21 protein-coding genes are annotated in these 26,705 nt (G+C 69.6%); 11 read left to right on the forward strand and 10 right to left on the reverse strand.

What is annotated here, in order from left to right:
- Positions 1-46: 46 nt before the first annotated feature.
- Both ABZ463_RS03700 and ABZ463_RS03705 read right to left on the reverse strand, forming a co-directional pair.
- On the reverse strand, positions 47-670 hold the full coding sequence (locus ABZ463_RS03700) for a DUF5941 domain-containing protein (protein ID WP_352009947.1): 624 nt from the start codon (positions 668-670) through the stop codon (positions 47-49).
- A gap of 10 nt (positions 671-680) precedes the next feature.
- Positions 681-2,318, reverse strand: coding sequence for a CDP-alcohol phosphatidyltransferase family protein (locus tag ABZ463_RS03705; protein WP_362772609.1), 1,638 nt, complete (start codon positions 2,316-2,318; stop codon positions 681-683).
- Positions 2,319-2,473: 155 nt separating this feature from the next.
- Between ABZ463_RS03705 and ABZ463_RS03710 the strand changes: the two genes are divergently transcribed.
- On the forward strand, positions 2,474-3,820 hold the full coding sequence (locus ABZ463_RS03710; RefSeq protein WP_362772612.1) for a bifunctional cytidylyltransferase/SDR family oxidoreductase: 1,347 nt from the start codon (positions 2,474-2,476) through the stop codon (positions 3,818-3,820).
- A 35-nt stretch (positions 3,821-3,855) separates the two neighbouring features.
- Here ABZ463_RS03710 and ABZ463_RS03715 read toward each other — a convergent pair whose 3' ends face one another.
- Entirely contained in the window at positions 3,856-4,881 is a 1,026-nt protein-coding gene (locus ABZ463_RS03715) for a glycosyltransferase (protein ID WP_352010173.1), read from the reverse strand.
- A 64-nt stretch (positions 4,882-4,945) separates the two neighbouring features.
- Here ABZ463_RS03715 and ABZ463_RS03720 point away from each other — a divergent pair, with 64 nt between their 5' ends.
- The 6 genes from ABZ463_RS03720 (at position 4,946) to ABZ463_RS03745 (ending at position 10,735) form a co-directional block, all read left to right on the forward strand.
- Entirely contained in the window at positions 4,946-6,499 is a 1,554-nt protein-coding gene (locus tag ABZ463_RS03720) for an LCP family protein (RefSeq protein ID WP_362772615.1), read from the forward strand.
- A 45-nt stretch (positions 6,500-6,544) separates the two neighbouring features.
- Positions 6,545-6,889 (forward strand): STAS domain-containing protein, encoded by a 345-nt coding sequence (locus tag ABZ463_RS03725; protein WP_362772618.1) that lies wholly within the window; start codon positions 6,545-6,547, stop codon positions 6,887-6,889.
- Between the two features lie 76 nt (positions 6,890-6,965).
- On the forward strand, positions 6,966-8,111 hold the full coding sequence (locus tag ABZ463_RS03730) for an ATP-binding protein (RefSeq protein WP_362772621.1): 1,146 nt from the start codon (positions 6,966-6,968) through the stop codon (positions 8,109-8,111).
- Positions 8,108-8,965, forward strand: coding sequence for a response regulator (locus ABZ463_RS03735; protein ID WP_362772624.1), 858 nt, complete (start codon positions 8,108-8,110; stop codon positions 8,963-8,965). The genes ABZ463_RS03730 and ABZ463_RS03735 overlap by 4 nt, the downstream gene beginning before the upstream one ends.
- Positions 8,966-9,076: 111 nt before the next feature.
- Positions 9,077-9,652 (forward strand): hypothetical protein, encoded by a 576-nt coding sequence (locus ABZ463_RS03740; RefSeq protein ID WP_352009954.1) that lies wholly within the window; start codon positions 9,077-9,079, stop codon positions 9,650-9,652.
- A 168-nt stretch (positions 9,653-9,820) separates the two neighbouring features.
- On the forward strand, positions 9,821-10,735 hold the full coding sequence (locus ABZ463_RS03745) for a glycerophosphodiester phosphodiesterase family protein (RefSeq protein WP_362772629.1): 915 nt from the start codon (positions 9,821-9,823) through the stop codon (positions 10,733-10,735).
- On the opposite strand, the gene ABZ463_RS03750 is transcribed toward ABZ463_RS03745, so the two are convergent.
- Positions 10,680-11,891, reverse strand: a complete 1,212-nt coding sequence (locus ABZ463_RS03750; RefSeq protein ID WP_352009956.1) for a multidrug effflux MFS transporter — start codon at positions 11,889-11,891, stop codon at positions 10,680-10,682. The genes ABZ463_RS03745 and ABZ463_RS03750 overlap by 56 nt on opposite strands.
- Before the next feature lie 177 nt (positions 11,892-12,068).
- Here ABZ463_RS03750 and ABZ463_RS03755 point away from each other — a divergent pair, with 177 nt between their 5' ends.
- Together ABZ463_RS03755 and ABZ463_RS03760 are read left to right on the forward strand one after the other, a co-directional pair.
- Complete coding sequence (locus tag ABZ463_RS03755) at positions 12,069-12,533, forward strand: heme-binding protein (protein WP_362772634.1); 465 nt, start codon at positions 12,069-12,071, stop codon at positions 12,531-12,533.
- 76 nt (positions 12,534-12,609) lie between these two features.
- A complete protein-coding gene (locus ABZ463_RS03760; RefSeq protein WP_362772637.1) occupies positions 12,610-12,909 on the forward strand; it encodes an antibiotic biosynthesis monooxygenase in 300 nt (99 codons plus the stop codon).
- Here ABZ463_RS03760 and ABZ463_RS03765 read toward each other — a convergent pair.
- A complete protein-coding gene (locus ABZ463_RS03765; protein ID WP_362772640.1) occupies positions 12,895-13,722 on the reverse strand; it encodes a hypothetical protein in 828 nt (275 codons plus the stop codon). The two genes, ABZ463_RS03760 and ABZ463_RS03765, sit on opposite strands and share 15 nt — an antisense overlap.
- A gap of 438 nt (positions 13,723-14,160) precedes the next feature.
- On the opposite strand from ABZ463_RS03765, the gene ABZ463_RS03770 reads away from it, so the two are divergent.
- Both ABZ463_RS03770 and ABZ463_RS03775 read left to right on the forward strand, forming a co-directional pair.
- Positions 14,161-14,505 carry a hypothetical protein gene (locus tag ABZ463_RS03770; RefSeq protein ID WP_362772643.1) on the forward strand — a complete coding sequence of 115 codons (345 nt, stop codon included), beginning with the start codon at positions 14,161-14,163 and terminating at the stop codon, positions 14,503-14,505.
- 155 nt (positions 14,506-14,660) lie between these two features.
- On the forward strand, positions 14,661-16,778 hold the full coding sequence (locus ABZ463_RS03775; RefSeq protein ID WP_362772646.1) for a hypothetical protein: 2,118 nt from the start codon (positions 14,661-14,663) through the stop codon (positions 16,776-16,778).
- Between the two features lie 62 nt (positions 16,779-16,840).
- Here the strand turns inward: ABZ463_RS03775 and ABZ463_RS03780 are convergent, their stop codons facing one another.
- The 5 genes from ABZ463_RS03780 to ABZ463_RS03800 all read right to left on the reverse strand — a co-directional run bounded on the left by ABZ463_RS03780 (position 16,841) and on the right by ABZ463_RS03800 (position 26,592).
- Positions 16,841-17,137, reverse strand: a complete 297-nt coding sequence (locus ABZ463_RS03780) for a hypothetical protein (protein WP_362772649.1) — start codon at positions 17,135-17,137, stop codon at positions 16,841-16,843.
- Positions 17,134-17,658 carry a hypothetical protein gene (locus ABZ463_RS03785; protein WP_362772652.1) on the reverse strand — a complete coding sequence of 175 codons (525 nt, stop codon included), beginning with the start codon at positions 17,656-17,658 and terminating at the stop codon, positions 17,134-17,136. Before ABZ463_RS03785 ends, ABZ463_RS03780 begins: the two co-directional genes overlap by 4 nt.
- A 450-nt stretch (positions 17,659-18,108) precedes the next feature.
- A complete protein-coding gene (locus ABZ463_RS03790) occupies positions 18,109-18,759 on the reverse strand; it encodes a DUF6461 domain-containing protein (protein WP_362772655.1) in 651 nt (216 codons plus the stop codon).
- Between the two features lie 75 nt (positions 18,760-18,834).
- Positions 18,835-24,462 (reverse strand): LamG-like jellyroll fold domain-containing protein, encoded by a 5,628-nt coding sequence (locus ABZ463_RS03795; protein ID WP_362772658.1) that lies wholly within the window; start codon positions 24,460-24,462, stop codon positions 18,835-18,837.
- Between the two features lie 966 nt (positions 24,463-25,428).
- The gene (locus ABZ463_RS03800) at positions 25,429-26,592 is read right to left on the reverse strand and encodes an acyl-CoA dehydrogenase family protein (RefSeq protein ID WP_362772661.1); all 1,164 of its coding nucleotides are present in this window, start codon (positions 26,590-26,592) and stop codon (positions 25,429-25,431) included.
- Between the last annotated feature and the right edge of the window lie 113 nt (positions 26,593-26,705).

The following is a 26,705-nucleotide window of genomic DNA, read 5'->3' on the forward strand; positions in this document are numbered from 1 at the left end:
TTGCCTTCAGGCCTTGATCGTGTAATCGGAGGTTTGCCGGGTGTTCTCAGTCATGCGTCTCCAGGCCGGCCGAGCCCGCCTTCGAGCGGGGTACGGCCAGCCAGCAGGTAACGCTCTCCCACCCGAACAGACCCCACAGATACAGCGCAAGCAGGGCGAACACCAGCGTGACCTGCCCGGTCAGCCCGCCGAGCGCGACCAGCAGCATCCGGCCGTCCCAGCCGAGCCCGAAGGTCGCCAGCCACTGCGGCGGATAGACGCGTTGCCGCAGACGATAGACAAGATCATAGTGGTGGAAGGCCATCGCGCCGAGCAGGGTGAAGATCAACCAGGGCGGCACGTCGTGGGCGAACCCGACCGAGGCCACGAAGCCGTACTCGGTCAGGCGCAGGATCGGCGGCACCAGCCAGTCGAGGCGGCCGTCGTGCGGGTGTGAGCTGCCGGGGCCCGCCAGCAGCAGCGCGACGGCGGGGGCCAGGACGGCCAGCCCGTCGGTGCCCGCGACCCCGACCAGCAGCAGCACCCCGGTCACGAACGTGCCGACCAGCACGGGCGGCAGCGGCGGCAACTGCCCGACGACCAGCGCGCCCATCCCCCGCGACAGCACCCCGTCGTCGCGGTAGGCGACCACGTTGCCGCGCGGCACCGGCGTCATGTGAACGGTGACCATGGCTCCCCTCTCACCTGCTCATCGACCTGGCGACCCGGCCGGAAAGCGTGTAGAGCATGGCGACGCAGCCCCACCCCAGCAGCGCGAGGAACGTCACCCGCGCGTCGAAGAGCGCCGCGGTCACCGCGATCAACGCCATCCGCTCCCCGATCGGCAGCACGATGATCTTCTTCAGCCAGCGGGTGAGGGAGTCCTGCTCCAGACGGTGCGAGAGCCGTACGACCGCGTTGCCCCGCCGTGCGGGCGGCTCCTGAGGCACCTGAGACGCCGGGGGCGCTGGAGGCACCGGCGGCTCGGCGGGCGTCACGACCGGTCCGTACGGATCGCGCCCCCGCCGCCGGGGCCCCTCGGCGGCCACGGCCACGTCGCTCCTGGCGGCCGGCGAACCCGCGGCCCCCGCCCAGGCGTGGCCCGCCCGCTCGGCGTCCGCCCTGGCGCCCACGTAGGAGAAGTCGACCGTGTGCCGCAGCGTCTGCAGGATCAGCGCCCCCACGGTCAGCGGCCAGATGCCCTCCCCCTGGTAGCCGAGGGCGAGTCCCAGATAGACGACGTACTCCTTGACCCGGTCGAAGGTGGCGTCGAGCCAGGCGCCGAGCGGGGAGAACAGCCGGGTGTAGCGGGCGAGCTGGCCGTCGACGCAGTCGAGCACGAACGACAGGTAGACCAGCACGGCCCCGGTCACCAGCGCGGGACGGGTGCCCGCGGAGAACCAGACGGCGGCCAGTACGGCCAGGCCGACCGAGACACCGGTGACCGCGTTCGGCCGCAGGCCCAGCAGCGCCGCGACCCTGACCACGTGTCCGGACCACGAGCTGACGAAGAAGGTGGCGAAGAAGCCGTCGTCGCTCTTGATCGCCGCGTCCAGCCGGGCCTCGGACTCGTCCACCTCGCTCAGCCGCCGCAGGGCCGCGTTCGCCTCCTCCTGCGTCGTCACCCGGTCGCAGCGCAGCCGTCCGAGCCCGACGGCTCGCACCGCGACACCGGAGCGCAGCAGGCCGGACAGCAGCAGCTCGCCCGCCTCCGCGCCGTCCGTCGTCCCGAGGCCACCGGCCTCGGCCAGGTCGGCCAGCGTCTCCGCGGTCGCCGCCAGGGTCCGCACGTCGTCGGCGCCCACCTGGAAGGCACCGTGGAAGGCGCCGTTCGGGCCCTCCACGTCGTGGAGGGAGGTCCCCGCCGCGGAGACCAGCCCCCTGTCGATCCTGACCGTCGGGGTTCCGTCCCCCCTGGTGACCAGGGCGCCGGTGTCGCGTCCCGGGCGTTCGAGCAGCAGCGCCAGCGCCTCGGTGTGGGCCACCAGGTTCCCGGCGAGCACCGCGACCGGTCCCGTGGCCGTACGGGCGACGCCCGCGACCCTGCGCAGGTCGTCCGCCAGGCCGCCGGACCCCTCCGAGCCGATCATGTAGGCGCCGCCGGGCGCGCGGATGACGTCACCTGAGCGGGTGACCACGTGCACGTCCCCGGTGGGCAGCCCGGAGAGCTGTGCGGTCAGCCGGTCGAGCAGAGTGCCGCCCTGCCCGCGCAGTCCCGCGGCGTCCGTCGTGGCGAGCACGACGGTGGCCGTCCGGGCGGCGGGAACAGGTGTGGAGCCGTCGGATGGAATGTCTGGGGGGAGGCCCTCCGCGGGGAGGGAGGCATCGGGATCGGGCAAGAAGAGCTCCTTCGTATCCGACGGCTTCGCCGTACGAATCGGGGAGTGCGCACTCAGGGTAGCGAGATCTTGACCGCATAGCACGGGACCGCGGGCCGGGATCGGACGGTCAACCGTTACGCTCGCCGTATCCAGACCGTTGGAGGAGTCAGACCTTGACCGTTCTTGAACCACGCCCGCACACCGTCGGGGTTCTCCTGGCCGGCGGGGTCGGCAGGCGGGTCGGGCTCGACACCCCCAAACAGCTCGTCGAGATCGCGGGCAGGTCGATCATCGAGCACACGCTGGCCGTGTTCCAGGACGCCCCGGAGATCGACGAGATCCTCGTGCTGATGACGCCCGGCTTCACCGAGGATGTGGAGCGCGTCGTCGCGGCGGGGGGGTTCACGAAGGTCAGCCGGGTCCTTGAGGGCGGCGCCAGCCGTACCGAGACCACCTGGCGGGCGCTGCGGGCCCTTGAAGATCACGGAGAGCACGAAGAGCGCGAGTGCGACGTGCTGCTGCACGACGCCGTACGGCCGCTGCTCGAACCGCGCGTCATCACCGAGTGCGTCGAGGCGCTGCGGACCCACCGGGCCGTCGAGGTCGCGATCCCCACCTCCGACACGATCGTGGTCGTCGGGCGGGGACCGGACGGGGAGGTCGTCCGTGAGGTCCCGGACCGGGCGGCGCTGCGGCGCGTGCAGACCCCGCAGTGCTTCCGCCTGCCGGTGATCCGCGAGGCCTACGAGCGGGCGTTCGCCGATCCCGGCTTCGCCGACCGGCCGCCGACCGACGACTGCGGCGTCGTGCTGCGTTACCTGCCCGACGTGCCGATCCACGTCGTGCCCGGCAGTGAGCGCAACATGAAGGTCACCCACCCGGTCGACGTGTTCATCGCCGAGCGGCTGTTCCAGCTCGCCGCCGAGCGGGTGCCGGAGCAGCCGCCCGCCGCGTACGGCGCGGCGCTGAACGGCGGAACCGTGGTGATCTTCGGCGAGGGGGACGGGGACGGGGTGGGCGCGGCGGTGGCCGAACTGGCCGGACGGCACGGCGCCGCGGTGTTCTCCTTCCCCTGGACGCTGGTGAGCGACCCGCGCTCCGTCGAGGAGGCCCTGGCACGCGTGGCCGAGGAGAGCGGCGGGATCGACCACGTCGTCGGCGTGGTCGAGGCGCCGGCCGCCGGTGACCTGGGCAGGACCGGCGCCGCCCAGCTCGGTCCCGTCGTCGTCGCCGACGCCGCCCTGCCCCACCTGCGTGAGCGGCGGGGTCACCTGCTGTTCCACTCCGCCGTGCCGTACCCCGGGGCGGGGCACGCCCTGCGGTCGGCCGCGCGGGCCTCGGTGGTCGCCCTGACCCGGGCGCTGGCCGGGGAGTGGGCGGCCGACGGCGTGCGCGTCAGCTGCCTGGCCCCCGAACCGGCGGGACCCCTGACGGCACCGGCGCCCGAGCCGTCGCGTGCGGACCTCGCCCGTACGGTGGTCGACGTCCTCGTCTCCGGGGTGAGCCGTACGGCCCGCTGAGACTCCGGGGCGAGCCGTACGGCCCGCCGGGAACCTCAGCCCTTGGCGGGCTTGACCAGGCTGCGCGGGCTCGTCAGGAAGCCCCATCCCCACGACATGTGCATGGTCATGTAGACCAGCGGCAGTCTGAGCAGGGCGGAGGTCGGCAGTCCGCTCCCGGTGAGCGCGGACCCGGCGAGGATCGCCGCGAGGTAGCCACCGGGCAGCAGCAGGCCGGGCCAGAAGAACGGCGAGACGACCAGCCCCAGGATGATGGCCAGCACCGCGGCGGGCGGCGCCAGGTAGCGCAGGTTGATCGTGCCCTCGTGGGTGCGGGCGACCACCCTGCGCCAGCGGCCGTAGTGGAAGTACTGCTTGGCCAGCGCCTTGACGTTCGGCCTCGGCCGGTAGGACACGCGCATCCTGGGCTGGAACCACACCAGGCCGCCCGTCTCGCGGATGCGGTGGTTCATCTCCCAGTCCTGCGCCCGCTGGAAGTGCTCGTCGTAGCCGCCGACGCGTTCGAGCGCCTCCCTGCGGAACACCCCGAGATAGACCGTGTCCGCGGGCCCGGCGGTTCCGCCGGTGTGGAACCTGGCCCCGCCGACGCCGATCTTGGAGGTCATGGCGCGGGCGACCGCCTGCTCGAAGGGCGTGACGCCCTCGGCCGCCATGACACCGCCGACGTTGTCGGCCCCGGTCTCCTCAAGGGTCTCGACCGCGACCTTGAGGTAGTCCTCGGGCAGCATGGCGTGGCCGTCGACCCGGGCGACGATGGCGTTGCGCGAGGCGGCGATGGCGGCGTTGAGGGCGTTGGGCGTGCGGCCCGTCGGGTTGGGGACCACGACCACCCGGGGGTCCTCCGCGGCGATCGCGTCCGCGACCTCCTGGGTGCGGTCCTTCGAGGGCCCGATCGCGAGCACGACCTCGATCGGGCCGTCGTAACGCTGCGACAGGACCTGGCGCACCGCCTCCCGCAGATGGCGCTCCTCGTTCAGCACCGGGATGACGATGGAGATGGGCGGCCAGACACGTGTCTCGGGAGACGACGCCGGCGCGGGCGAGTCGGGGAACTGCTTCATGGCGTCGCTCACGCTACTGTACGGACGGGTACCTCATCGACCCAGCAAGCCTAGGGGGCCACGCATGCGCGAGTCGGGAGAAGAGGACTCGGGGGTGCGGGTGGGCGGCGACGCCTACGGCAAGGTCCGAGTCGCCCCCCGGCGTGAGCGCAGGCCCGCCCGGGGTGCCCGGTCACGGCGGCGCGGCCTCGTCCTGGCCGGCGCGCTCTCCTGCCTGGTCCTCGGCGGTTCCGGGACGACCTGGGCGTTCACCAACTACGTGGGCAGCCAGATCAAGTCGGTCGACGCGGGGGTGCCCGGCTCGCAGGCCACCGGCGCGATGAACATCCTGGTCGTCGGCGTGGACAAGCGCGACAACCTCACCCGCAAGCAGCAGAACGAGCTCAAGCTCGGCCGGGAGAGCGGGCAGCGCACCGACACCATGATGGTCCTGCACCTGTCGGAGGACCACACCCGCGTCACCGTGGTGAGCCTGCCCCGTGACACCTGGACGACGATCCCCGGCCAGGGCATGCGCAAGATCAACGCGGCCTACCAGCTCGGCGGGCCCAAGCTGGCCGTACGGACGGTGCAGAACGTCACCGGGCTGACCATCAACCACTACGTCGAGGTCAACGTGCTGGGCTTCATCCAGGTCGTCGACTCCCTGGGCGGTGTGGACGTCTGCACCCCCGTGGCCATCGACGACCCGAAGACCGGGCTGCAGCTCCAGGCGGGCAACTACTCCCTCGACGGCGCCAAGGCCCTGTCCTACGCCCGGACCCGGGCCACCGCCCGCTCCGACCTGGACCGCATCGACCGGCAGCAGCAGGTCATCTCGGCCCTGCTGCAGCGGGCGCTGAGCGGCGGCACGCTGGCCAATCCCGTCAGGCTCAGCGCGTTCGTCAACAGCACCCTCGGCACGCTCAGTGTCGACGACGCGCTCCGCAGGGACCTGCTCGGCCTGGCCGAACAGCTCAAGAACGTCTCGACCGACGACGTCTCCTTCGCGACGGTCCCGCTCGCCGACGTCGACTACAAGACGCCGACCGGTGAGTCGGCCGTGCTGTGGGACAAGGAGGCCGCGGCCGAGATGTTCCGCAGGATCGCCGCGGACGACCCGCTCACCAAGCCCGCCAAGCCCACGAACAGCCCCTCGGCGACCCCCTCCGTGAAACCTTCCGTAACCCCTTCTGTGAAGCCGTCCGCGAAGCCGTCGGCGACCCCGCTGACCGTGCCGCCGTCGCGGATCGCCGTCAAGGTGCTCAACGGAACCCTGATCAGGGGCCTGGGCGCGCGCACCAGGAACGACCTGATCAAGGCCGGGTTCCGGGTGCCGCAGCCCGCCGGGGACACCCGCGAGCGTGACCACGACAAGACCCTCATCCGGTACGGCCCCGGCCGCGAGGACTCCGCGCGCACCCTGGCCGCCGCGCTGCCGGGAGCCGAGGTGCGCGTGGTCGACGACCTCGGCGACCGGATCGAGGTGGTCGTCGGCCAGAAGTACCCGGGAGCCAGGAAGGTCACCGTCACGGCCCCCTCCTCAGCCCCTACCTCGACCCCGGCTCCGACCCCGAGCCCCTCGGCGAGCACGCTTCCCGAGGCGAAGACCGCGACCGAGAACATCTGCAAGAAGTGAGTCCGCCTCCTCCCGGGGCAGGGATCCGGTGAGGAGGTGATGGCCATGACGGTTCTTGAGGTCCGCAGATGGCGCAGGGGTCCCTGTGTCGTGGTCCACGCCGCGGGGGAACTGGACATGTCGGTCGCGCCGCGTCTCGACACGGAGATCGGCCGTGCCCTCGGCATGATCGAACATCCCTGCCTGGTGCTCGATCTGACCGAGATCTCGTTCTGCGACTCGGTCGGCCTCGGTGTCCTGGTCGGCGCGCTCACCCGTGCCAGGGACGCCCAGGGCCGCCTCATCCTGGTCGTACGGCCCGGCATGGTCGCCCGCCTGCTGACCATGACCAATCTCGACAGGTACATCGAGACCCGGGGCAGCCTGCGGGAGGCTCTGTCCGTCGCCTGACCCCCGCGCGCCCGCGCGGGGGTAACGATCAGGGCACGCGGTAACCCGGTCGAGGGCCCAGGCACGTCGCCTAGACGTGGATTTGCTACGGCACGACGTCCAGGCCGCCACCGAACGGCGCATGGCCAGGATGATCATCTACGCCAGGGTGGGCACCACGGCGTTCCTGCTCGTCCCGCTGGTCTCGTGGGACCGGCTCGCCCTTCCCTGGGCGGCGGCCTGCGTGGCGCTCCTGGCCGCCGTCGAGGCCGTGTGGTTCACGGCCAGGGCCTGGCACGGCACCCTGCACGACCCGCCGCTCGTCTGGGCCGACGTCCTGGTGAGCCTGGTCGTGATGACGATCGGCTCACGCGCCGCCCTCCCCCACGAACGCAACGTCGTCCTGACGGCCCTGCTGCCCTTCTGCCTTGCCGCCTCGGCGGTGCTGGGCTTCGGGTTCGGCTGGAGCCGCAGGGCCGTGGCGGCGGTGGCCGTGCTGGCCGTGGCGTGGACCGCCTCCATCTATCCCAACCTCACCCAGAAGCTGCTGTCCGACCTGCTGGGCTTCACGCTGTGGTTCCTGATCGCGGTACTGATCGGCAGGGAGCTGCGTGACCTGGCGGGCCAGACGGTGCTGGCGCAGCGACTGGCCGAGGAACGCCAGGAGCTCATCGCCGAGTACAAACGCCGCCAGGAGACGGCGCGCCAGCGCGAGTCGGCGCACCGGGCCATCCACGACGACCTGCTGCCGATCGTCGAACGGGTCGCGGGCAGCCCGTCCCTCGATCCGCCGACCGCCCGTGCCGCCCGCAGGGCCGCCCAGCGGGCCAGGCGGTTCATCACCGACGAGCACGCGACGGCGTTCGCCGACCTGATGGCCGAGGTGGCCGAGAGCGCCGCCGACCTGGGACTTGAGCTCACCCACGTGCTGCGCGTCCACCACGACCCTCCCCCCGAGGTCGGCGCGGCGCTCGCCTCCGCCGCCCGTGAGGCGCTGAACAACGTGGCCAGGCACGCGGGCAACCCGGACGGCGTGCACCTGTACACCGAGGCGCACGACGACGGTGTGACCGTCGTCGTGCGCGACCGGGGCCGCGGCCTGCCCGAGAGCCCCGTACGGCGGGGCGGCGGGATGTCGCGCAGCTTCGCCGCCGTCGAACGGCACGGCGGGAGCTGGACGATCGAGTGCCCCCCTGGCGGTGGCGCCAAGGTCGTCCTGCGCTGGCCCGGGGACCGGGGGTGAGCCGGGCACGGGTCGGGATCGTCGACGACCATCCGATCGTGTCCTACCCGCTGGCCGACGCCCTGCGCCGCGCCGGGCACACGGTGCTCGAACCGGTGACCGCCGTGGAGTCCCTGCCTGAGGGCGGCCCGGGGGACGTCGCCGTCTGTGACCACTCGCTTCCCGAGGGCCGCTCGGGCGCGGAGGCCGTCGCCCACCTGACCTCAAGGGGCTGGCGGGTGCTGGCCACCTCCGGGGTCGCGGGCCGTGCCCAGGTGCTCGACGTGGTCGCCGCCGGGGCCTGGGGATACGTGGAGAAGCGCTTCACCACCCACGCGGAGTACGTCCACGCCGTCGGCCTGGTCAGCGCGGGCCGTCACCACGTCTCCCCGCTGCTGGCCGCCCTCCTGCTCGACGACGCGGCGGCCCGCCCGCTGGGCGCGGGCGACCTGTCGGCCAGGCAGCGTACGGCGTTGCGCGCGCTGGCCGAGGGCGACGGCCACGAGGAGGTCCTCGCCGCCTTGGGAAACCTCTCGGGAAACGTCTCGGGGCCCGTCTCGGGGACCGTCTCGGGGACCGTCTCGGGGACCGGTGAGGCAGAGCTTGAGGCCGCGCTCGCGGGGGCGTTCGCCCTGACGGCCCACCGCCGCAGGATCAACCGCCTCTCCCCCCGTGAGCTGGACGTGGTCGCCGTCGTCGGCTGCCGGGGCCTGGGTCTGAAGGAGACCGCCAGGGAGCTGGGGATCAGGCCGGGTACCGTCGCCGACCACCTGGAGGCGGCCAAGCGGAAGTACCTGGCCTCCCACCCCGGGGAGAAGGATCTCTCCCCCCGTGCCGCGGCGCTGCGCTGGGCGATGGAGCTGCGCCTGTGCTGATCCTTCCGTCCCCCCTCCCCCGGTGGCATCCCCATGTTTGGGGATGGCGGCCCAAGGAGCGGCCATCCCAAAATCCCCTTGGGGGTCCGCCCTTTCCGTCAGGAGCACACCATGCGCACACGCGTCATCACGTCCACCCTCGCCGGTGCCGCACTGATCGCCGCGACACTCCCCACGACCGCCCACGCGGGCACGGCCACCGGCCGGTCGAGCACGGCCGTCAGTTACAGCGTCGTCATCTCGGGCACCGTCAGCGGCAGGAGTTTCCGGCGTTCGGCCACGCTCGTCCTGCGCAGCACCGTCACCCGGGTCACCACGAACGGGACCAACCCGGTCGACGTCTGCCTGAAGTCGGGCTTCCCCGCCGGAGCCCCGCAGGTCGGCGCCATCTGGTACGGCAGCAACTCGGCCTGTTTCGGCGGCACCGCGGCCCTCGACATGGCCTATGTCAGGACCAGCGGGAACACCGCGACCGTCTCCCCCGACAGCCGGATCAGCGCCTCGGGCTCGAACAACTTCACCGCGACCGGCACCCTCACCAGCTGCGTCTACTTCCCGACGGAGGGCGGCGCCTCCTACACCTTCCGCAACGACGGCACCGTCTCCGGACGGATCTCGATACGTGGCTTCGGGGGCTACCCCTGTGGCTACTCCACCTACACCGCGAACCTGTCCGGCCGCCGCTGAGACCGGCGATCTTCCCCTCCCCGAGGGGAAGATCCGCCCGGGTCCGGGTAAACCGCCGTCGCGTCTGCTCACCTGCCCGGCATCGCCGGGTTACTTGTTCCTCAACTTGTTGTCACAGGCCTCAGTCAGCTTGGAATCGTAGGTCATCCCTCCGACCCGAGGAGACCCATGTTCCGACGACTCGGCCTCTTCGTCACGACCGCACTCGTGGCGGCGCTGACGGCCACCCCCGCCGCCCCCGCCGCTGCCGCCGTACGGCCGGTGAGCGTCGTCGCCCATCGCGGGGCGTCGGCGTACGCGCCGGAGAACACCGTCACGGCCTTCGAACTGGCGCGTGAGCAGCGCGCCGACCTGTTCGAGCTCGACGTCCAGGAGAGCAGGGACCACGAACTCGTCGTGGTGCACGACACCACCCTGAACCGCACCACCGACGTCGAGCGGATCTTCCCCGGCCGGTCGCCGTGGCGGGTCGGGGACTTCACGCTGGCGGAGATCCGCAGGCTGGACGCGGGCTCGTGGTTCGCCGCGAAGTACCGGGACGAGCGGGTGCCCACCCTGGGTGAGGCGCTGCGCGCGATGGACGACAGCGGCCTCGGCCTGTTGCTTGAGATCAAGGCGCCCAGCCTGTATCCGGGCGTCGAGGAGCGCGTCGCCGACGAGCTCCGCCGCCATCCGGCCTGGCTGGCCCCGGGACGGCTCGTCGTGCAGTCGTTCGACTGGGACTCGATGCGGACGTTCCACCGGATCATGCCCCAGGTCCCGATCGGCCTGCTCGGCACGCCCCCGGCCTCCCGGCTCGACGATCTGTCCAGGTTCGCCCGTCAGATCAATCCGACGTACGGCGATCTCACCCCCGGCTACGTCAGGAACGTCCACGACCACCGCATGGAGGTGTTCACCTGGACCGTCGACGACCGGGAGGCCATGCGCCGGGTGATCTCCCAGGGGGTCGACGGCGTCATCACCAACCGGCCCGACGTGCTGCGCGAGGTGGTCTCCCGCGCCCAGCGCCGGGCCGTACCCCAGCTCAGGCGGCGTGGGGCCGCGCCCGGAGCGTCGCGAACAGCACGGCCAGCGTCGTGACGGAGGTCACGCAGATCGCCAGCGTCATGGACAGCGCGCTCGCGCCCGCCAGGGAGACCAGCGGCGGCACCACGGCGCCGAGCAGGAACTGCAGCACGCCCAGCATCGCCGAGGCCGTCCCGGCCCGTTCGCCGTGCGGCGTCATGGCCAGCGCGTTGGCGTTCGGCGTGGACATGCCGACACTCGCGACCGCCAGGAACAGGCCGGGCAGCAGGCCGTAGAGGCCCCAGCCCGCCAGCACCCCGGCGAGGGCGGCCACCGCCCCGACCAGACCGACGACGAGTCCCGAGCCCAGCATCCGGCGGGCGCCGTACCGGCCGACCAGGAGACCGTTGACGTTGCCGCCGAGGACGATGCCGACGGAGTTGACCGCGAAGATCGCCGAGAAGGTCTGCGCGGTCACCCCGTAGCCCTCCTGCAGCACGAACGGGCTGAGCGTGATGTAGAGGAAGAGCGAGCAGCCCGCCAGCGCCAGCAGCATCGCGTAGCCGACGAAGACCCGGTCGCGCACGAGCACCGTGAACTGCCGTCCCGTCTCGCGCAGCCCGCCGGTGTGCCGCGCCTGCTTCTCCAGCGTCTCCGGCAGGGTGAGCCCGGCCAGGAACAGCAGCACACCGATGACGGCGAGCGCGACGAACATGCCCCGCCAGTCGGTGAAGCGGGCGAGCTGGCCACCGGCGAGCGGGGCGACCACCGGCGCCAGGCCGCCGACCAGCATGAGCAGCGAGAACACCTTCGCCGCCTCGTCGCCGTCGAACAGGTCGCGGACCATCGCCCTGGCGATGACCAGCCCGGCCGCCCCGGCCAGTCCCTGGACCAGGCGGAAGCCGATCAGCGACCAGATCCCGGGGGCGAGCGCGCACAGCACCGACGCCACCGCGTACGTCGCGACCCCCAGCAGGAGCGGGCGGCGGCGTCCGATCCGGTCGCTGATGGGACCGGCCAGGAGCTGGCCGAGCGCCAGCCCGACCATGCACATCGACATGGTCATCTGGGCCAAGGCGTCGGTGGTCCGCAGTGCCCTGCCGAGCTCGGGCAGGACCGGCAGGTAGAGGTCCATCGACAGCGGGCCGAAGGCCGAGAGGGCGCCGAGCGTGACCAGCACCCGTACCCGCCGGAGCCCGGACAGCGCGGCGGGCCGTGCGGCGACCGTCATCGCGTCCGCCCGTCCTGGTGCCGTCCGTCCTGGCCGGGGGTGCCGACGTTCATGGATCTCCTTCTCGCGGGGTTCCGGTCCGTGCGGGAGCCGGCGGGGCGCTCGGGTCAGAACCAGTATCACGACGCCGATTTCCCTGATTCCCACCGGGTCCGGTCGTATACGACTTTTGCTGTGATGTCCTACATAGTGGGACCGTACGACTCGACGCGGGAGGGACATGTCGTGGCACGGGAACTGAGACTGGACGAGGCACGCGCGATGGCCGAGGCCGCGCTGGCCCGCGCCGCCCAGGAGGACCTGCGGGTCAGCGTCGCGGTGGTCGACGCCCTCGGCCGGGACGTCCTCGTCGTCCGCGGTGACGGCGCCACCTGGTTCACCCCCGAGGTCGCCCGTTGCAAGGCCCGTACGGCCGCCGCCTTCCGCCGCGACAGCGCCGACCTGACCGGGCTCAGGGAGAACTACCCCGAGGTGTTCGACCTGGCGGGCGACCAGTTGCCCTTCCGCCCGACCACCCTGGCCGGTGGTCTCCTCCTCGAACACGACGGCGATCCCGTCGGCGCCATAGGCGTGAGCGGCGCCACCCCCGCCCAGGATGTCCTGTGCGCCGAGGCAGGCGTGATCGCCTTCCCCACCGGCTGACGCGGGAGAGACCCGTGTTCGGATCGATGGTGCGTTTCACGTGCGAGGACCAGGCGGGCGCCGACGGTTCGACCGGTTGACCGCCCGGACCGTGGCGAAGGTCCGGGAGAGCGAACCCGACACGCTGATCTACACCACGCACACGGTCGAGGGGCGGCCGCTCCAGCGGATCTTCCACGAGCCGTACCGTGACCGCGCCGCCTTCGAGGCGCACCGCGAGCTTGAGCACGTCAAGCGTTTCGCGGCCCGCTGTGACGACCTGTCGGTCTCCTTCGAGGTCGACTTCCTCAACCTGCGGGAGAGCGGGACGACGGCCGAGCCGTTTCCCGGCGTCGAGGAGATCCGCCCACACCTCCCGGGTTCACCGGTGAGGTGATGAGCCCTCCGCCGCGACCGGCAGGGGCGGGGAGTCGGCCGCCGGCCGAGGGTCGGCCAGGTCATGGGCGGAACGGATCAGCCAGACCATGCCCAGTGCGTCGACGACCGTCAGGGCGTCGCGGACGGCCTCCCCTCCTGCGAGCAGCCCGGCCAGCGGCCAGAGAACGGGCAGCAGCAGGGAGGCGATGCCGTACCGGACGGTGGCCGTCCGCCAGCGGCCGTCCATCCACTGCGCCCGCAGCACCAGCACCGTCCAGACCAGGGCCGCCAGGGCGCAGATCAGGTTCAGCTGACCGGGCGTGTCCCGGCCGAGGAGGGCGAGCACCTCGGAGACGGCGACGCCCCCGTACGCCAGGACGCCCACGGCCCCCGTGCGGTCGGCGCCCTTCACACCGCGTGTCAGCACCGGCCGGAACAGCAGCACGACCACCACCATCAGCAGGGAGTCGAGCACCGTCACCCACCAGGGCCACGACGGCACGGCGAAGTAGAGCAACCAGGTCGCCGCGGTCGCGTACAGCGCCGCCCTCAGCCGCCGTTCGTCCCGGTCCAGGGTGGGCGACGGCCCCGCCAGCGGCCCGCGAAGGCACTGCCACAGCGCCCAGGCCCACAGCGCTCCGGCCAGGACCAGGACGATCACGTTCGGCCACGTCACCGCCGCGCCCGCGCCCGCCTCGGTGAACACCGTCAGCCACCACAGCGCACCGAGATCACCGGTGACCCACGCGGCCCCGGCGGCGACCACCACCGCGACGAGGTAGACGCCCATGACGAGCAGGGCGGGAACACCGAAACGATGACGACGTAACATGCGGCTCTTCCCGGGGTCAAGATCGAAGGGGGTCAAGATCGAAGGCCCCACCCTAGCGAGTCGCCACCCCGAGACCGACCACGCGCTCTCCCCGACGGCCCCGCCCGTGCCCGTCACCGTGAAAACGCCTCGGCCGATCAGCCGACCGGCGACCAGGGCCGGTATTCCACGGAACGGGAAACACCCTCCGGCCGGGTCCGCCACCTTCTTCCACATCCCCTTTTATGTGGAAATAAGCAGACAAATAAACGACGACACAACCACCGCGCCATTCTGACCGGCCAGGACACAATTCAATGCCCACCCGATTCACAACACACACCGCCTTGACGAAGCGCGGCAAAAACATACTGTTATTACAGCCGCTCTCTTTAATTGACCACTCTCCAAATCAAGTTCGAGTGGTTCCAAAACCAGAACGGCGCTACGGGAGGCATTATGGTGAAGATCAGATGGGTCGCGGGGGCGGTGCTCACAGCCGGACTCGTGATTCCGACCGCCAACGCGGTCGCGGTCAGCTCCTACGGCGGCGGCGCCCACGCCTGGGCGCCCGCGCAGGGCAACCCGGGGAAGATCGCGGTCAAGGACAACAGCGACGACGGTGACCCGGTCAAGGCCGAGTACTACCGGCAGAGCAGCCCGGGGACCAAGCGGACCCTCTGGAACCACAGTGGCTACAGAAGAACCGCCTACTCCGGGAGCGGATCGAAGATCATCAAGCTTCGCGCCATCGACGAGAACAACCACGCCCCCGACGACGTCGGGCCCTGGGTCTCCCCCTGACCCGAAGTCCATCACCTGGCCGGGCCGGCACCGTCGACCCGGCCTTCGTCCTGACGCCCGGAACCGACAGCGGGAGGCAAGTGCGTTCCCATGGCGTACCGCGGAGCCGTACGAGCCGATCGCCGGTTCCGGCCGGAGACCTGGAGTCCGGCCCCGTGACGGGCCGGTGGGCCCTCCTGGCCGCCTCGTGCGTGCTGGCCGTGGTCATGTCGGCCATGGTTCTCGCGGTCGCGACATACGAGGGACGCGCGGCCAGGGACCGGGCGCGCGGCCCGGTCATCGCCGAGACGGCACGAGACGCCGTCGCCTGGTGGGCGTCGAGATTCGACGCGGTGGGGGGCCTGCAGCACAGCGTGGTGTTCGTCGAACCACTGGACGCCTCGGCGCCGCCGCCTCCCGGGCTGACCCGATGGCCCGCGCCGGGAGAGGCGATGCTCTCCCCGGAGCTGCTGAGACGCGGGGCCACGGAGGAGGTCCGGACCCGCTACGGGCGCTTCGGCGGGCTCATCGGGCCGGAGGGGCTCCTGTCACCCTCGGAGCGGCTCGCCTACGTTCGCCCGCCCACTTCCCCGAACGCGGTGGAACGCGAATCATGGTTGCCGATCACCGGGTTCGGACGGCCCTTCCCGCTGGTCGAGACGCTGGACCAGCGTGACCTGTCCGAGGTGCTGCTCGCGCTCGGGACGTTCACGCTGGTGCCCGCCCTGGCGCTCATGGCGGTCGCCGCCCGACGCGCCCCGCGAACCGGGAACCGTACCGGACCACGGTGGCGCCGGGCGTTGACGGGGCTCGGCGAGGAGGTTCCGCCGCTCGTGATCGGCAGCGTGGCGGGAGGTCTCGTGCTCGTCCTGGCCGCGTGCGTCGACCTGCCCGTGCCGGCCACCGGCTACGTGCTGAACTCCGCCGACATCCGCGCCGCCTGGCCTCTCGGCTGTGCGGCGATCCTCACGAGCCTCACCACCGGGCTCGTCCTCGTGGCCGCCCCGCGCCGGACGGCGAGAAAGACCCCCGAGGCGCGAACGGACGACCAGACGGCACAGAAAGGAGACCGAGAGGCGGAAAGAGGGCCCGGCGCCCCGCCGTACTCCGTTCCGAAACGGCGCCTCGTGGCGTGCGCTCTCGCGGTCGGGACCGTCGCCCTCAGCCAGTACTTCCCTCCGGCCGGGAAACTGATCGCCTTCGCCGTGGGCACGGCCGGCCTGTGGGTTCTGCTGCCCTCGGCGGCCACCGCGCTCGCCGTGTCCGGGGGCCGCGAACTCGCCAGGCGCGGCGCGGACTCGGGGCGCCCCGGACTCCTCACCGGCGGTCTGCGGCTCGCGGTGCGGCCCGCCCCGTTCGTACGCCTGTTCACGGCGTTGGTCGTCCTGTTGGGGGTCCTGACCCTCATCCAGATCTGGGAGGGACGGATCGGAGACACGGCGAGAGCGGCCCTGACGACGGAGCGGCGCATCGGTGACACCCTCCTGGTCGTGCGTACGGCGGGGCACCCGGACCTGGAGAGGTTCTCCCGGGCCCTTCCCCGCACGTCGGCGCTCGCGGTGCTGACGATCGGTGAGGACGGCAGGCTCGCGACGCTCGTCGGGCCGTGCCGGACGCTCCGGATGCTGAAACTGCCGTGCACCGGCGCGCTGGTCCCCGGGAACCACGAGGACGACAGGCTGAAGGAGCTCCGGAGCTGGTACGGCATCCGGACGCTGACCGGCCAGGTCGGCCGGGGCCGTACCGAACGGACCAGGAACCTGGTCGTGGTCGTCAGCGACACCAGGGGGCAGTACCCACGGGTCGCCCGCGCGGCCTACGCGACGCTGCCCGTGATGGAGACCACGGCCCCGGGCGGCGGCTGGATCGACGGGGCGGTCCGGCGGACCGGGCTGGGGACGTGGCTGACACTACTCGGCCTCGTGGGAGTGTTCGCGCTGCTCCAGGCCGCCTGGATCGGCTTCGCCGAAGACCGCGACGCCTCCGGGCCGGCCGCCTGGTGGCACCTGACGGTCCCCCTGCTCGCCATGACCGCCCTGGTGACCGTCATCACCGCCTGGCACGGCCTGTTCCTCATCTCCATCACGGCAGGAGGCACCCTCCCCTGGCCCGTGCTGACCACGACGGCCGCGGCCTGCGCCCTCCTCGCGATCGCCCTGGGGCTCTTCCACCAGCGGACCCGGCCCCGGATTCAGATGAGCCGGATCCGGCAGAGGCCGCCCTTCATGCGGCGATGGCCGGTTCGAAAGCCGCCTGCTTCAGGAAAGCGATCAGGCACCTGCTCCGAACCGTGAAAACCCCTCGGTCACAGTCACCCGGAACATGATCGTTCGATGATTTCTCCGGAGACCGGCGGTCATTCCTTCTTGGAATCCGTGGCGGTGGAATCGCCGTAAGGAAGCCCCTCGAACAGCGGCCAAAGCGGGCTGTTCTCGTCAATCTCGACGCGCTGGTCCTTGTCGATGACCTTAGCGTTCGACGTGTCGTCCTTCCCTGCCGGTGTGACCACCGATTGTCTCGCCTTCCCCGGATCGTCGCGGTCGGTCATATGGTCTCCGGTTGTGAGCAGCAATGCGGCGCCCAGAACGAACATCTGCCGGTAGCACCATGTCCGTTTCTTCTCCTCCGACGTGTCACGGGCCTGGCCGGTCACAACCCGGTGTCCTCCCAGTACGGGGTGTGCGTTTCGATGTCCTCCGGCACGCGAATCCGCCCGTTCGACAGGACAAGTGGCGCGATCTCAACGCTCTCGTGGAAGCGCAGGTAACCGACGAAGAATCCGGCGCCACCGGCATGCGCGTCAACCGAACACCGGCCAAGCCAGTCCAGCAATGTCCGGAGCCGGTAGAAGTCGTCGGGATGGAGTTCCTGGCGTACCGTCAGCGCCCAGCCGTCCGACCGCTCTCGCGCGACCAACTCGGCGACGAGCGCGCCCCCCACCCACCGGGCAGCGCCCCGCTGCGCGAACACGGGCTCCGCCTCCGCGTTCTCCCATTCACAATCGGGGTCATCGGGATCACCGAGCGGATAGGTTTCCACGTATCTGTCGGAGCCGATCGGCAACCGCTCAGGCCGCGGCCCCTCCCCCACGTGCCACCGCAGCTCGGCGAGCTCGTCGTCGGTCACGTCAGCGCGAATGTCCGCCGAAAGCACGAGTTCGTAGACGTCTCCCATCGGCACACCGTACCGTCACAACGCCCCGAAAGATCGTTCTGTGAGGAGTTCACAGCCGTGGTCACCGATCTTCAGCAGGGTTCGGAGACTTCCTAAAAAGCCCTCCACGATATGACCGGATTCCATCCTTAAATCGTGTCTCACGGAACAGGGCTGGAAGTCGGCGACGGGCCTGCCGAACCGCTTGCGCTCCTTGGCGCAGCCGCCGGCTTCGCCGAAGACCGCAGCGTCCCCAATCGGCCGCCTGCTCGCCATGACCGCCCTGGTGATCGTCATCACCGCCTGGCATGGCCTGTTCCTCGTCTCCATCACGGCAGGAGGCACCACCCTCCCTGGTCCATGCCGACCGCGACGGCCACTAGAACTTAGGATCTCCTGGGGCTCTTCCACCAACGGACCAGACCATACCGGCGCCCTCGTCGAACAGTTGTTTCTCCGGCTCACGCACGATCACGGAATCTCGGCACGGTTTCCAGGGACACGCGGCTCCTGGCTCCTGCCGATGCGCGAGTGCCACGCCTGGAACCAGTCGGCGGCCATATCGGTCTCCGTGACGCGTCCGATCAGTGCCAGCGCCGAGCTGATGCTCTCCTCCACCTCCACCAGATCGTCGGGGTTCTCGGCCTCGGTGTCGATCTGGAAGCGCAGGCCGTCCGTCAGGCGATCGAGCGCGTATGGGTTTTCGCCGTACCGATCCTCCGGTGAGGTCGGATCGAAGGAGACGATGATGCGTCCGTCGCGGGCGTAGCCGAAACAGGCGTTGTGATTGATGTCCATGCTGAAACCGATGGCCTGATGACCACCTTCGGTGACGGAGCGCAAGACCTCGTCGTCGGCGACGGCCGGTACGATGCCGATCCAGTCGTTGACCTCGGCGACCCAGCAGGATCCGTCGGCGATGGCGTGATCGAGAATCTCGCTCAGATGGCATGGAGCACGGGTCGTGAGGTCCAGGGAGAAAGCTCGGGCGAGGGTGTCGAGACCCGCGCCTTTGACCCAGATGGCGGTGAATCCCAGCGCCCACAGGTCCGTGTCGCTGTCGAGGTCCTCGGTGAAGAGAGTCGAGGCCAGAAGGTCGTGCAGGTAGGTGCGTGATCGCATGGCCGCCTCCTGAAGGAGAGGGCGCCCCGTGGGAACGCCCCCTCCTGAATTCCGGTTGTCGGGTTGTTCACATTCTTACGACGAAGGCGCCGGAGGAGGGCCTTCCACGATTCTCACGAAGAAGGCGTTGCCCGGCTTGTCTCGTAGTCCTCCTTCGGGTGTCTCGTCGGGGAGCACACGATAGCGGGCGTAGAAGGCGCTCAGATCACGACCGGCTGCCCCGTTCTGCTCTGCGGTGACATAACGAAGTGAGGCATTGAGCGTGGGAATCCAGGTACTCTTCTCAAGTTTCCCATCGACCCCTATCGCCTCCCAGCTGGATGCGAACGGATACTCGTCGCACTGCATGCCCTCGCCGCGTCCGGGCAGGTTCTTGCAGTACCTGTCACGCTCGCTCTTGTTCTTCGAGTCGTATTTCGCGCCGCCACCCGGAATGCGTTCGGTGCCGGATCGCTTGGTCAGGGGAACCTTGACGCAGGGCTCCAGGTGGGGACCGAATGATTTCCCGCACTTGTCGTAGTTACCTGGGAAATCCTTGGGGATGGCCTTGCCCTCCCGGTCCACCTTCGGGTCCGTGTCCTGCGGATGCTGGAAGGCGAACAGGATGTGCTGAGCCACCTGCTTTCGATAAGAGTCTTCTGTGTACATGGTGTAGACCCGGTCGGCGCCGAGAAGTCTGCATCCTCCGCTGTTGCCTCTCCACGGGTTCTCCCCCTTGGGGACCTTGACGAGGAAGGAGATGCGCTTGGTGTCACAGCGTGCGACGAAGGGGAGGTCGCCCTTCCTGGTCGGGGGATCCTGTTCGGTGGCGAGGTATTCCCACAGGTGGAAGGGTCTCGGATCTAGGTCCTTGACGTTCTGTGGAGGATACAGCTTGGGGCGCAGCGTGCAGTTGCTGATCTTCGCTCCACCGGACCGGAAGACGAAGGCGTCCTCACCGTCGCTCTTGAGGCCCCCGATCGTCGTGCTCCGGTTCTGTCCTTTGACGATCGTGCAACTGGAACCGTCCGCCCCAACGGCGTCGACCGCGACCTGGACTCCCAAACCGTCGAACGCCGTGGTGATCCTGCATTTGGAATCCTCGACGAACACATCGGTGATGCTGGTCCAGACGCTGATGTCCTGGGCCGTGAGGTCCTTGTCGTTTTCGCCGTAGACGACCGGTGCGCCGTTCTTGGTGCCAAGGTTCGTGTACACCAGCACGTTGGCCGTCATGATGACGGCATGGGTCTGCGGGCATTTGCTCACCGGCTGGCGGGTGAACGGGTTCAGCTTCCAGTCACCCCAGCCCAGTTTCCTGCTGTAGCAGCCTGTGTAGGGCTTGAGCACGGTCCAGCCCCATCCGTGCCAGGGCCGGGGGGATTGTCGTCGCGCCTTGTCGCAGTCGGTACGGCTCATGCGCTCGTAGCTGAACGGTCCGCTTGTGTCCGGGTCCGAGGCCACGGTCGGGGCCGTGACGGATGGTGGAGAAGGGGCCGGGGCGGTGGTCCGCACCGGCGGCCCGCTGTCCGGCCGATCACCGCCGGCCGTGAACGTCTGCCACTGCGACCAGGCGCCGGGCGCTCCGGCGACGGTCGCCCGCGCTCGCCAGCGCGCCTGCTGGCCCTTCCTGAGCTTGCCGGCCGGAATCCGTAGCGTGTGGCGGGAGGTCTCGGCCTTCCCGGTCACCGTACCCGACCAGGTCGGCCGCTCGCCCGTCGCCCGCTTGCCCTTCGGCGCTGCGGACTTCGACAACTTGTCCGGCTGACGGGTCACCTCCACTTCGACCTTCGCCGGACGACCCTGCCGGTCTGACACCCAGACGGTGAGTCGCGGCGTGGTGCCGGAGGCTCCCCTGTCGCCTGACACCGCCAGTTTCACGATGCTCGGGGTGGCGGCGGACACGGCGCGTGGTTCGGCCGGCGCCGGGGCGGCGGGAATCGGGGTGTTCATGTCGATCTGGATCTCGGCGTCGGTCTGGACGCGGTTGTAGACGCGCACCTCGTCGATCAGGCCGCTGTAGAACTCGCCCCAGAAACTGTTACCGCCGAGCCGCAACACGCCGCCGTCATCGACGACCTCGCCGGTTATCGGCGCCTGCGCGACCTTGGCACCGTTGACGTGGAGGGTCATCATGGCGCCGTCGTAGGTGACCGCCAGATGGCTCCACTGGTTCAGCGGCAACGGGGCCTCACCTGTGAGCCCGCCTCCCTCCTGGGCGGTCTGGAGCCAGCCTGAGGGCGCCGTGTACTCGGAGTCGGCGTACAGACCGTAGACGCCACCCACCTCGGCGTTCTCCTTCATGAGCACACTGCGCCAGACACCGCCCAGCGCCGCCGGCCGTACCCATGCAGAAAGCGTCAGCGTGTCTCTCAGCCTCAGCGACGCGGCGTGTGGAACCGTGACCCAGCTGGAGGAGCCGTTGAACGACAGCGACGTACCGTACTTACCCGCCGCCCAGGTGGTGTCGGTGGCGGCGCCGGTGTTGTTCTGCCCCGAGGAGTCACCCACGGTCGTGCCCGTGCCCTCCTGCATGCCGTAGGCCGCCACCAGCCCCGGGACCGGAGTCGGCGTGACCGTGGGAGTGGGAGTCGGGGTCGCCGTGGGAGTCACGGTCGGCGTGGGGCTGGGACCTGAGGTGCCGGAGCCGATGGGGGTGTTCATGTCGGTCTGGATCTCGGCGTCGGTCTGGGCGCGGTTGTAGACGCGCACCTCGTCGATCAGGCCGCTGAAGTACTCCCCCCAGACGGAGTTGCCGCCGATCCGCAGCGCGCCGCCGTCGTCGTGGAGGCCGCCGCTGAGCGCGGTCTCGGCGACCTGCCCGCCGTTGACGAACAATCGCAGGGCGGCACCGTCGTAGGTGATCGCCAGATGGCTCCAAGCGCTCACCGGCAGCGGCGACGGTCCGTCGACGGTCGAAGGTTCCTCAGGAGAGACCTGCACCCAGCCGGACGGATATCCGCCGCCGTTGGCCGCGTAGAGACTGTAGGAGGCGCCCTCGTCCAGTTCCTTGGTCGCCACACTGCGCCACGTGGAAGCCGCCGTGGTCGGGTTGACCCAGGCCGAGAGCGTCATCCCCGTCGTCAGACGTAACGAGGCGGCGTCCTGCACGGTGATCCAGCTGGACAAGCCGTCGAACGACAGGGCCTTGCCGTACTTGCCGTCGCGCCATGACGCGGCGGTGACCACTCCGGTGTTGTCGTGGCCGGAGAAGTCACCGACGCTCGTCCCGGCGCCCTCGTCCATGCCGTAGGCCGCCACGAGCCCTGCGGGCGGGTTCGCCCCGGTGATGAACGACCAGGTGTACGGCCCGGCCATGGGATTGCCCGCGACATCCTTGGCGGCGGACACCTCGGCGGTGTACGGGGTCGCCGGGGCCAGCGGCTGAGCGGGGGTGAACGTGAACACCTGCTGGGTGGAATCCATGGCCGTCGTACCGGTGACCGCCGTGCCGGCCGGATCCTTCAGTGTGAGCAGGACGTCGGTGACCGCTTCGCCGAACGTCACCGTGACCGGTGTGGTGACGGAGATCCCGGTCGCCTGGGCCGGCGGGACAACCGTGGAGACCGTCGGCGGCGTCGTGTCGTCCTCGGTGGTGAAGCGCCAGGAATGCGGGGCCATGTTGTTGCCGTCGTCGTCGTAGGCCTCGCTCACCTCCGCGCTGTAGATGGTTGTGGCCTTCAACGGCTGAGCCGGGGTGAACGTGAGGACCTTCTTGGTGGTATCCAAGGTCTTCGTGCCTTGGACCACGGTCCCGGCGGGGTCCTTGACGGCGATCTCCGGCTCCCAGACGGGTTCGCTGAAGGTCGCCGTGACCGTGCTGCCGACCGGAACGCCGGTGCTGTCGGCGGCTGGTCGCACGTCGGTGACGGTCGGCTTCGTTTCGTCCGTCGGGAGACTGCCCGCCGGAACCTCGTCGGGCTCCATGGTGGCCGGATCGACCTCGACGTCGTCCGGCAGCGGCCCAAGCCGGTTGGCGGAGATCTCGTAGGGCACGCCCAGGCCCGCACTTTCGAGTTCGTTGGCCTCCTCGTTGGTCAGCCCCCAGTTGGCGGCGGCGTCCAGAGGCTCGGACTCCATCGCCTTGGCCTGCTCGTAAGTGGGAAACTCCGGCAGGTCGTCCCCCTCGAACCTCACCCATTCGGTCACCGTGGGCGCCGGTGTGTACTCGACGATGAGGGCGGGCGGGTGACGGTAGCCCGGGTACGGCTCGCCACCACCGAACTGGGCGGAGTAGTACTGACGCCAGTTGATCGCCGCGGTCTCGCTGGCGGCCCTCAGCAGCAGCCCGTGGTTGGGCACGTCCTGTTCGATCCATGCACGGGCCATACCGGTGACCTTGTGGAAGAGTTCCTCGTCCTTGGCGCACCAAGTGCTCGCGGGGGCGTCGTAGTTGTAACCGGCCCGGTTCAGCCCCTCGGTGCCGGTGCTCGACGGCTGGTTGTACCAGTCCAGGCTGTCGGCCGTTCCGTCGAGGGTCCAGGGGGAGGTGACGCGCGCGGCCACGATGCCCGCTCCCAGAGGGTCCCCGCACAACTGTCCGTTGGGACCGCTGGACTTGTAGTTCCACATTCTCAGGTCCGCGTCAACGACGGTGGCCCCCTCGAGTTCCGGGGCCTCGGTGTTGAACTTCAGGTACACACGGGCGACATCCGCGCTGGTCGACGTGGTTCCCGCGCGCAGCCACCCTTCTGCGGCGTGATTGTTGTAGGGATCGTTCCTGGTGACGAAGGCGTCGGTGGGGACACCGCCGCCGAAGTACTCCGAGGCTGCGGCGATCGTCACCGGATAGGTCACCGCCGGGTCCGACAGGAACTTCTCGTCCGGCGAGAACACCAGTTCCGATGTCGCGCCGGAGGTCTCGACGCGTGCCCGGACCGGAGAGGTCCTCCCCTCCTCCGGGGAGGCCTCCACCTTGGCGTCCACTGCGGTCAGCACGATCGGCGCCGCCTTCGCCCTGCCCTTGGCGTCCTTCAGCTGCGGCAGCCCTTGAGGGGTCTTGCCGAACGTGGTGCCTCTTGGGAGCGTGAGCGGCAGCCGTACGTTCACCGGGCCGGTCGGTTCACGCCGGAAGACCACTTGGGAGACGAACCCTTCGGCCTGGGCCAGAATCACCAGATCCGCCCCGGGCGCCACGGCGTCAGGGTAGGTGACCGTGTTGCCGGAGATCTTCGGCTCGGGCAACGCCCTGGTCACGCTCAGACCGCTCGTGCCCTGCTCACCCGCCGCGGACACAAGGTTCTTGCTACCTCGGCCGCCGAAGATCAGGGGGGTCTTGACCCGCGTGGCCTGGATTCGCCCGCCCCGGATCACGATGGTGGGGTCGATGGGCTCCCATGCCTGAGTGGTGGGGTTCCTGAGCTGTATGGGCCGGGTGTGTAACTCCGCCTTCAGATGCTTACCGTCGGGGACCGCCCAAACCTTCATGGTCTCGGTGAAGCGGGCGGGGATCTCGATGGGCCGGCCGGATTTGGCCGCCTTCTCCCAGGCGGTCGTGAGCGTGGGCTCCGAAACGGCGTTCGACGATGTCGTCGATCCGGAGGCCGGGACAGGGGACGGCGGGGGTCCTTGAGCGACGGCGGGCACGCTCACAAACGAGAGCGGCATCGCGAGAACAGCGACCAGAACGGTACGGCGGCGCGTCCGAACAGATAAATCAGACGCCGGTTGTCGTGTGTTCACTCCAGCCTTTCCGACGATGAGACAAAGCGGTGCAATCGTCACACGACATACAAATAAAGTATAGATTGCCTTCAATAACAAACAGGTGGCGACCACTCCCTCCCCATTATCTACGGATAGGACGAGATTCCATTGCCAATTAAAGTACTGCAAATATCCTGACGGCATGCGCTTCAGCCGACCGGCCTCGCAACGAACGCTGGTTCACGCCAACACCCCGTCCGCGACCTCGAATCCCAGTCGATCTGCTAATGATTCCCGCCGGGAGAAGACAATTTGTCAGCGGATCTCAGCCAACTACGGCATTTCAGAAATGCCGACGAGCGACGGATCGATTCCGAACCCAGGCCCACAGGGTCGAACACGAGAGATCGACCTCAACCCTTCGCAGTCAGTGGTTCACCCCGCGCGAACCCGACACATACAATCACCCAAGCCGGTATCCGGCGATCTCCGGTCGCCCGCGGAAACTCATACGCCGCTCCCGTCGACGCAAGCCGACCGGAATGAACAGTGCGATCGACCATCGGTCTGGATGAAATGATCCTGGAATTCGTCCAGATCGCCGGCTCACAACGGTCTCGCCTCTGCCGTAACCCGAGGTCCGGACCCTTGAAGAGGTGACAGGCGCTCCACCGACCGAAGAATTCCGGTCGTTTCCGCTGCGATTCGGCAGGGCGGCCTCCCCTTACCCCCCGATCGGTCTGCACCGGATCCTGGACGAAGCCCGGCCGGAGCGCGAAGACCCCCTGGAGGAAGCCGACATCACGGTCTACCCGTGGGAGCCCTTCCCCATGACTCAGCCTGAACCTCGCCCAGCGTGTGAGTTCAGAGGGTCACAGGCAGTGGATTTCACGGGAACGACCCGATGGCGAAGCCGTTCCCCGTTCCGCTTCCCTATGTGCGGGTACGGGACGCCCGTGTCCCGCCCCGCTCCGCGTCTCACGGAGCGGGGACGGAACAGAGCCTCATGGAGGCCACGAAGACCGGCGGACGGTTCTCAGCGACCTACTTCAGCAGCTGCCTGGCCATCACCAGGCGCTGGATCTGGTTGGTGCCCTCGTAGATCTGGGTGATCTTGGCGTCGCGCATCATGCGCTCCACCGGGTAGTCGCTGGTGTAGCCGTACCCGCCGAGGAGCTGGACCGCGTCGGTGGTGATCTCCATGGCCGCGTCGGAGGCGGCGCACTTGGCGGCGCTGGAGATGAAGGTGAGGTCCTTCTGCGGCTTGCCGTGCATGGCCAGCTCGGACTTGGCGGCGGCGGCGTAGGTGAGCTGCCTGGCCGCCTCCAGCTTCATCGCCATGTCAGCGATCATGAACTGGAGTCCCTGGAAGTCGGCGACGGGCCTGCCGAACTGCTTGCGCTCCTTGACGTAGCCGATCGCGTAGTCAAGCGCCCCCTGGGCGATGCCGAGCGCCTGGGCGGCGATCGTGACGCGGGTGTGGTCCAGGGTGGCCAGCGCGGTCTTGAAGCCGGTGCCCGGGGCGCCGATCATGCGGGAGGCCGGGATGCGGACGTCCTCAAGGATGACCTGACGGGTCGGGGAGGCCCGGATGCCGAGCTTGCGCTCCTTGGCCCCGAAGCTGACGCCCTCGTCCGACTTCTCCACGACGAAGGCGGAGATGCCCTTGGCGCCCACGCCCGGCTCGGTCACGGCCATCACCGTGTAGTACTCGGAGACCCCGGCGTTGGTGATCCACATCTTCGCGCCGTTGAGCACGTAGTGGTCGCCGTCGGCCACGGCTCGGGTCTTCATCGCCGCGGCGTCGCTGCCCGCCTCCGCCTCGGACAGGGCGTAGGAGAACATCGCCTCGCCCCGCGCGACCGGCGGCAGGTAACGCTGCTTGAGTTCCTCGGAGGCCGACAGCAGCAGCGGGACGGTGCCCAGCTTGTTGACCGCGGGGATCAGCGAGGACGAGGCGCACGCCCGCGCCACCTCCTCGATGACGACGACGGCCGCGAGCGCGTCCGCCCCGGCGCCGCCGTACTCCTCCGGGACGTGTACGGCGTGCAGGTCGGCCGCGACGAGTGCCTTGTAGACGTCCCAGGGGAACTCCCCTGTCTCGTCGGCTTCGGCGGCCCGCGGAGCGATCTTCTCGTCGGCCAGGGCACGGACGGTCTCCCGGAGCATCTGGTGCTCTTCGGGCAACTCGTAGAGAGGGAAGCTCATGGAGAAATACTAGGACGTCCAACAAAATATGGACCGCTCCAGGGTGGTAGATCAGTGCAGCTAGATGTTTGTGCAGGTGGCGTGAGAGTACAGACAAGTGGATGCCGCTACTC

Source organism: Streptosporangium sp. NPDC020145, assembly GCF_040631275.1.
Classification (GTDB): domain Bacteria; phylum Actinomycetota; class Actinomycetes; order Streptosporangiales; family Streptosporangiaceae; genus Streptosporangium.

What these genes read in the sequence shown, in the direction of transcription:
- ABZ463_RS03715 (WP_352010173.1), bottom strand. Translation starts at nt 4,881, where the DNA reads ATGAAGCAGTTCCCCGACTCGCCCGCGCCGGCGTCGTCTCCCGAGACA.
- ABZ463_RS03700 (WP_352009947.1), bottom strand. Translation starts at nt 670, where the DNA reads ATGGTCACCGTTCACATGACGCCGGTGCCGCGCGGCAACGTGGTCGCC.
- ABZ463_RS03720 (WP_362772615.1), top strand. Translation starts at nt 4,946, where the DNA reads ATGCGCGAGTCGGGAGAAGAGGACTCGGGGGTGCGGGTGGGCGGCGAC.
- ABZ463_RS03765 (WP_362772640.1), bottom strand. Translation starts at nt 13,722, where the DNA reads ATGTTACGTCGTCATCGTTTCGGTGTTCCCGCCCTGCTCGTCATGGGC.
- ABZ463_RS03740 (WP_352009954.1), top strand. Translation starts at nt 9,077, where the DNA reads ATGCGCACACGCGTCATCACGTCCACCCTCGCCGGTGCCGCACTGATC.
- ABZ463_RS03755 (WP_362772634.1), top strand. Translation starts at nt 12,069, where the DNA reads ATGTCCTACATAGTGGGACCGTACGACTCGACGCGGGAGGGACATGTC.
- ABZ463_RS03745 (WP_362772629.1), top strand. Translation starts at nt 9,821, where the DNA reads ATGTTCCGACGACTCGGCCTCTTCGTCACGACCGCACTCGTGGCGGCG.
- ABZ463_RS03725 (WP_362772618.1), top strand. Translation starts at nt 6,545, where the DNA reads ATGACGGTTCTTGAGGTCCGCAGATGGCGCAGGGGTCCCTGTGTCGTG.
- ABZ463_RS03770 (WP_362772643.1), top strand. Translation starts at nt 14,161, where the DNA reads ATGGTGAAGATCAGATGGGTCGCGGGGGCGGTGCTCACAGCCGGACTC.
- ABZ463_RS03785 (WP_362772652.1), bottom strand. Translation starts at nt 17,658, where the DNA reads ATGGGAGACGTCTACGAACTCGTGCTTTCGGCGGACATTCGCGCTGAC.
- ABZ463_RS03800 (WP_362772661.1), bottom strand. Translation starts at nt 26,592, where the DNA reads ATGAGCTTCCCTCTCTACGAGTTGCCCGAAGAGCACCAGATGCTCCGG.
- ABZ463_RS03750 (WP_352009956.1), bottom strand. Translation starts at nt 11,891, where the DNA reads ATGACGGTCGCCGCACGGCCCGCCGCGCTGTCCGGGCTCCGGCGGGTA.
- ABZ463_RS03790 (WP_362772655.1), bottom strand. Translation starts at nt 18,759, where the DNA reads ATGCGATCACGCACCTACCTGCACGACCTTCTGGCCTCGACTCTCTTC.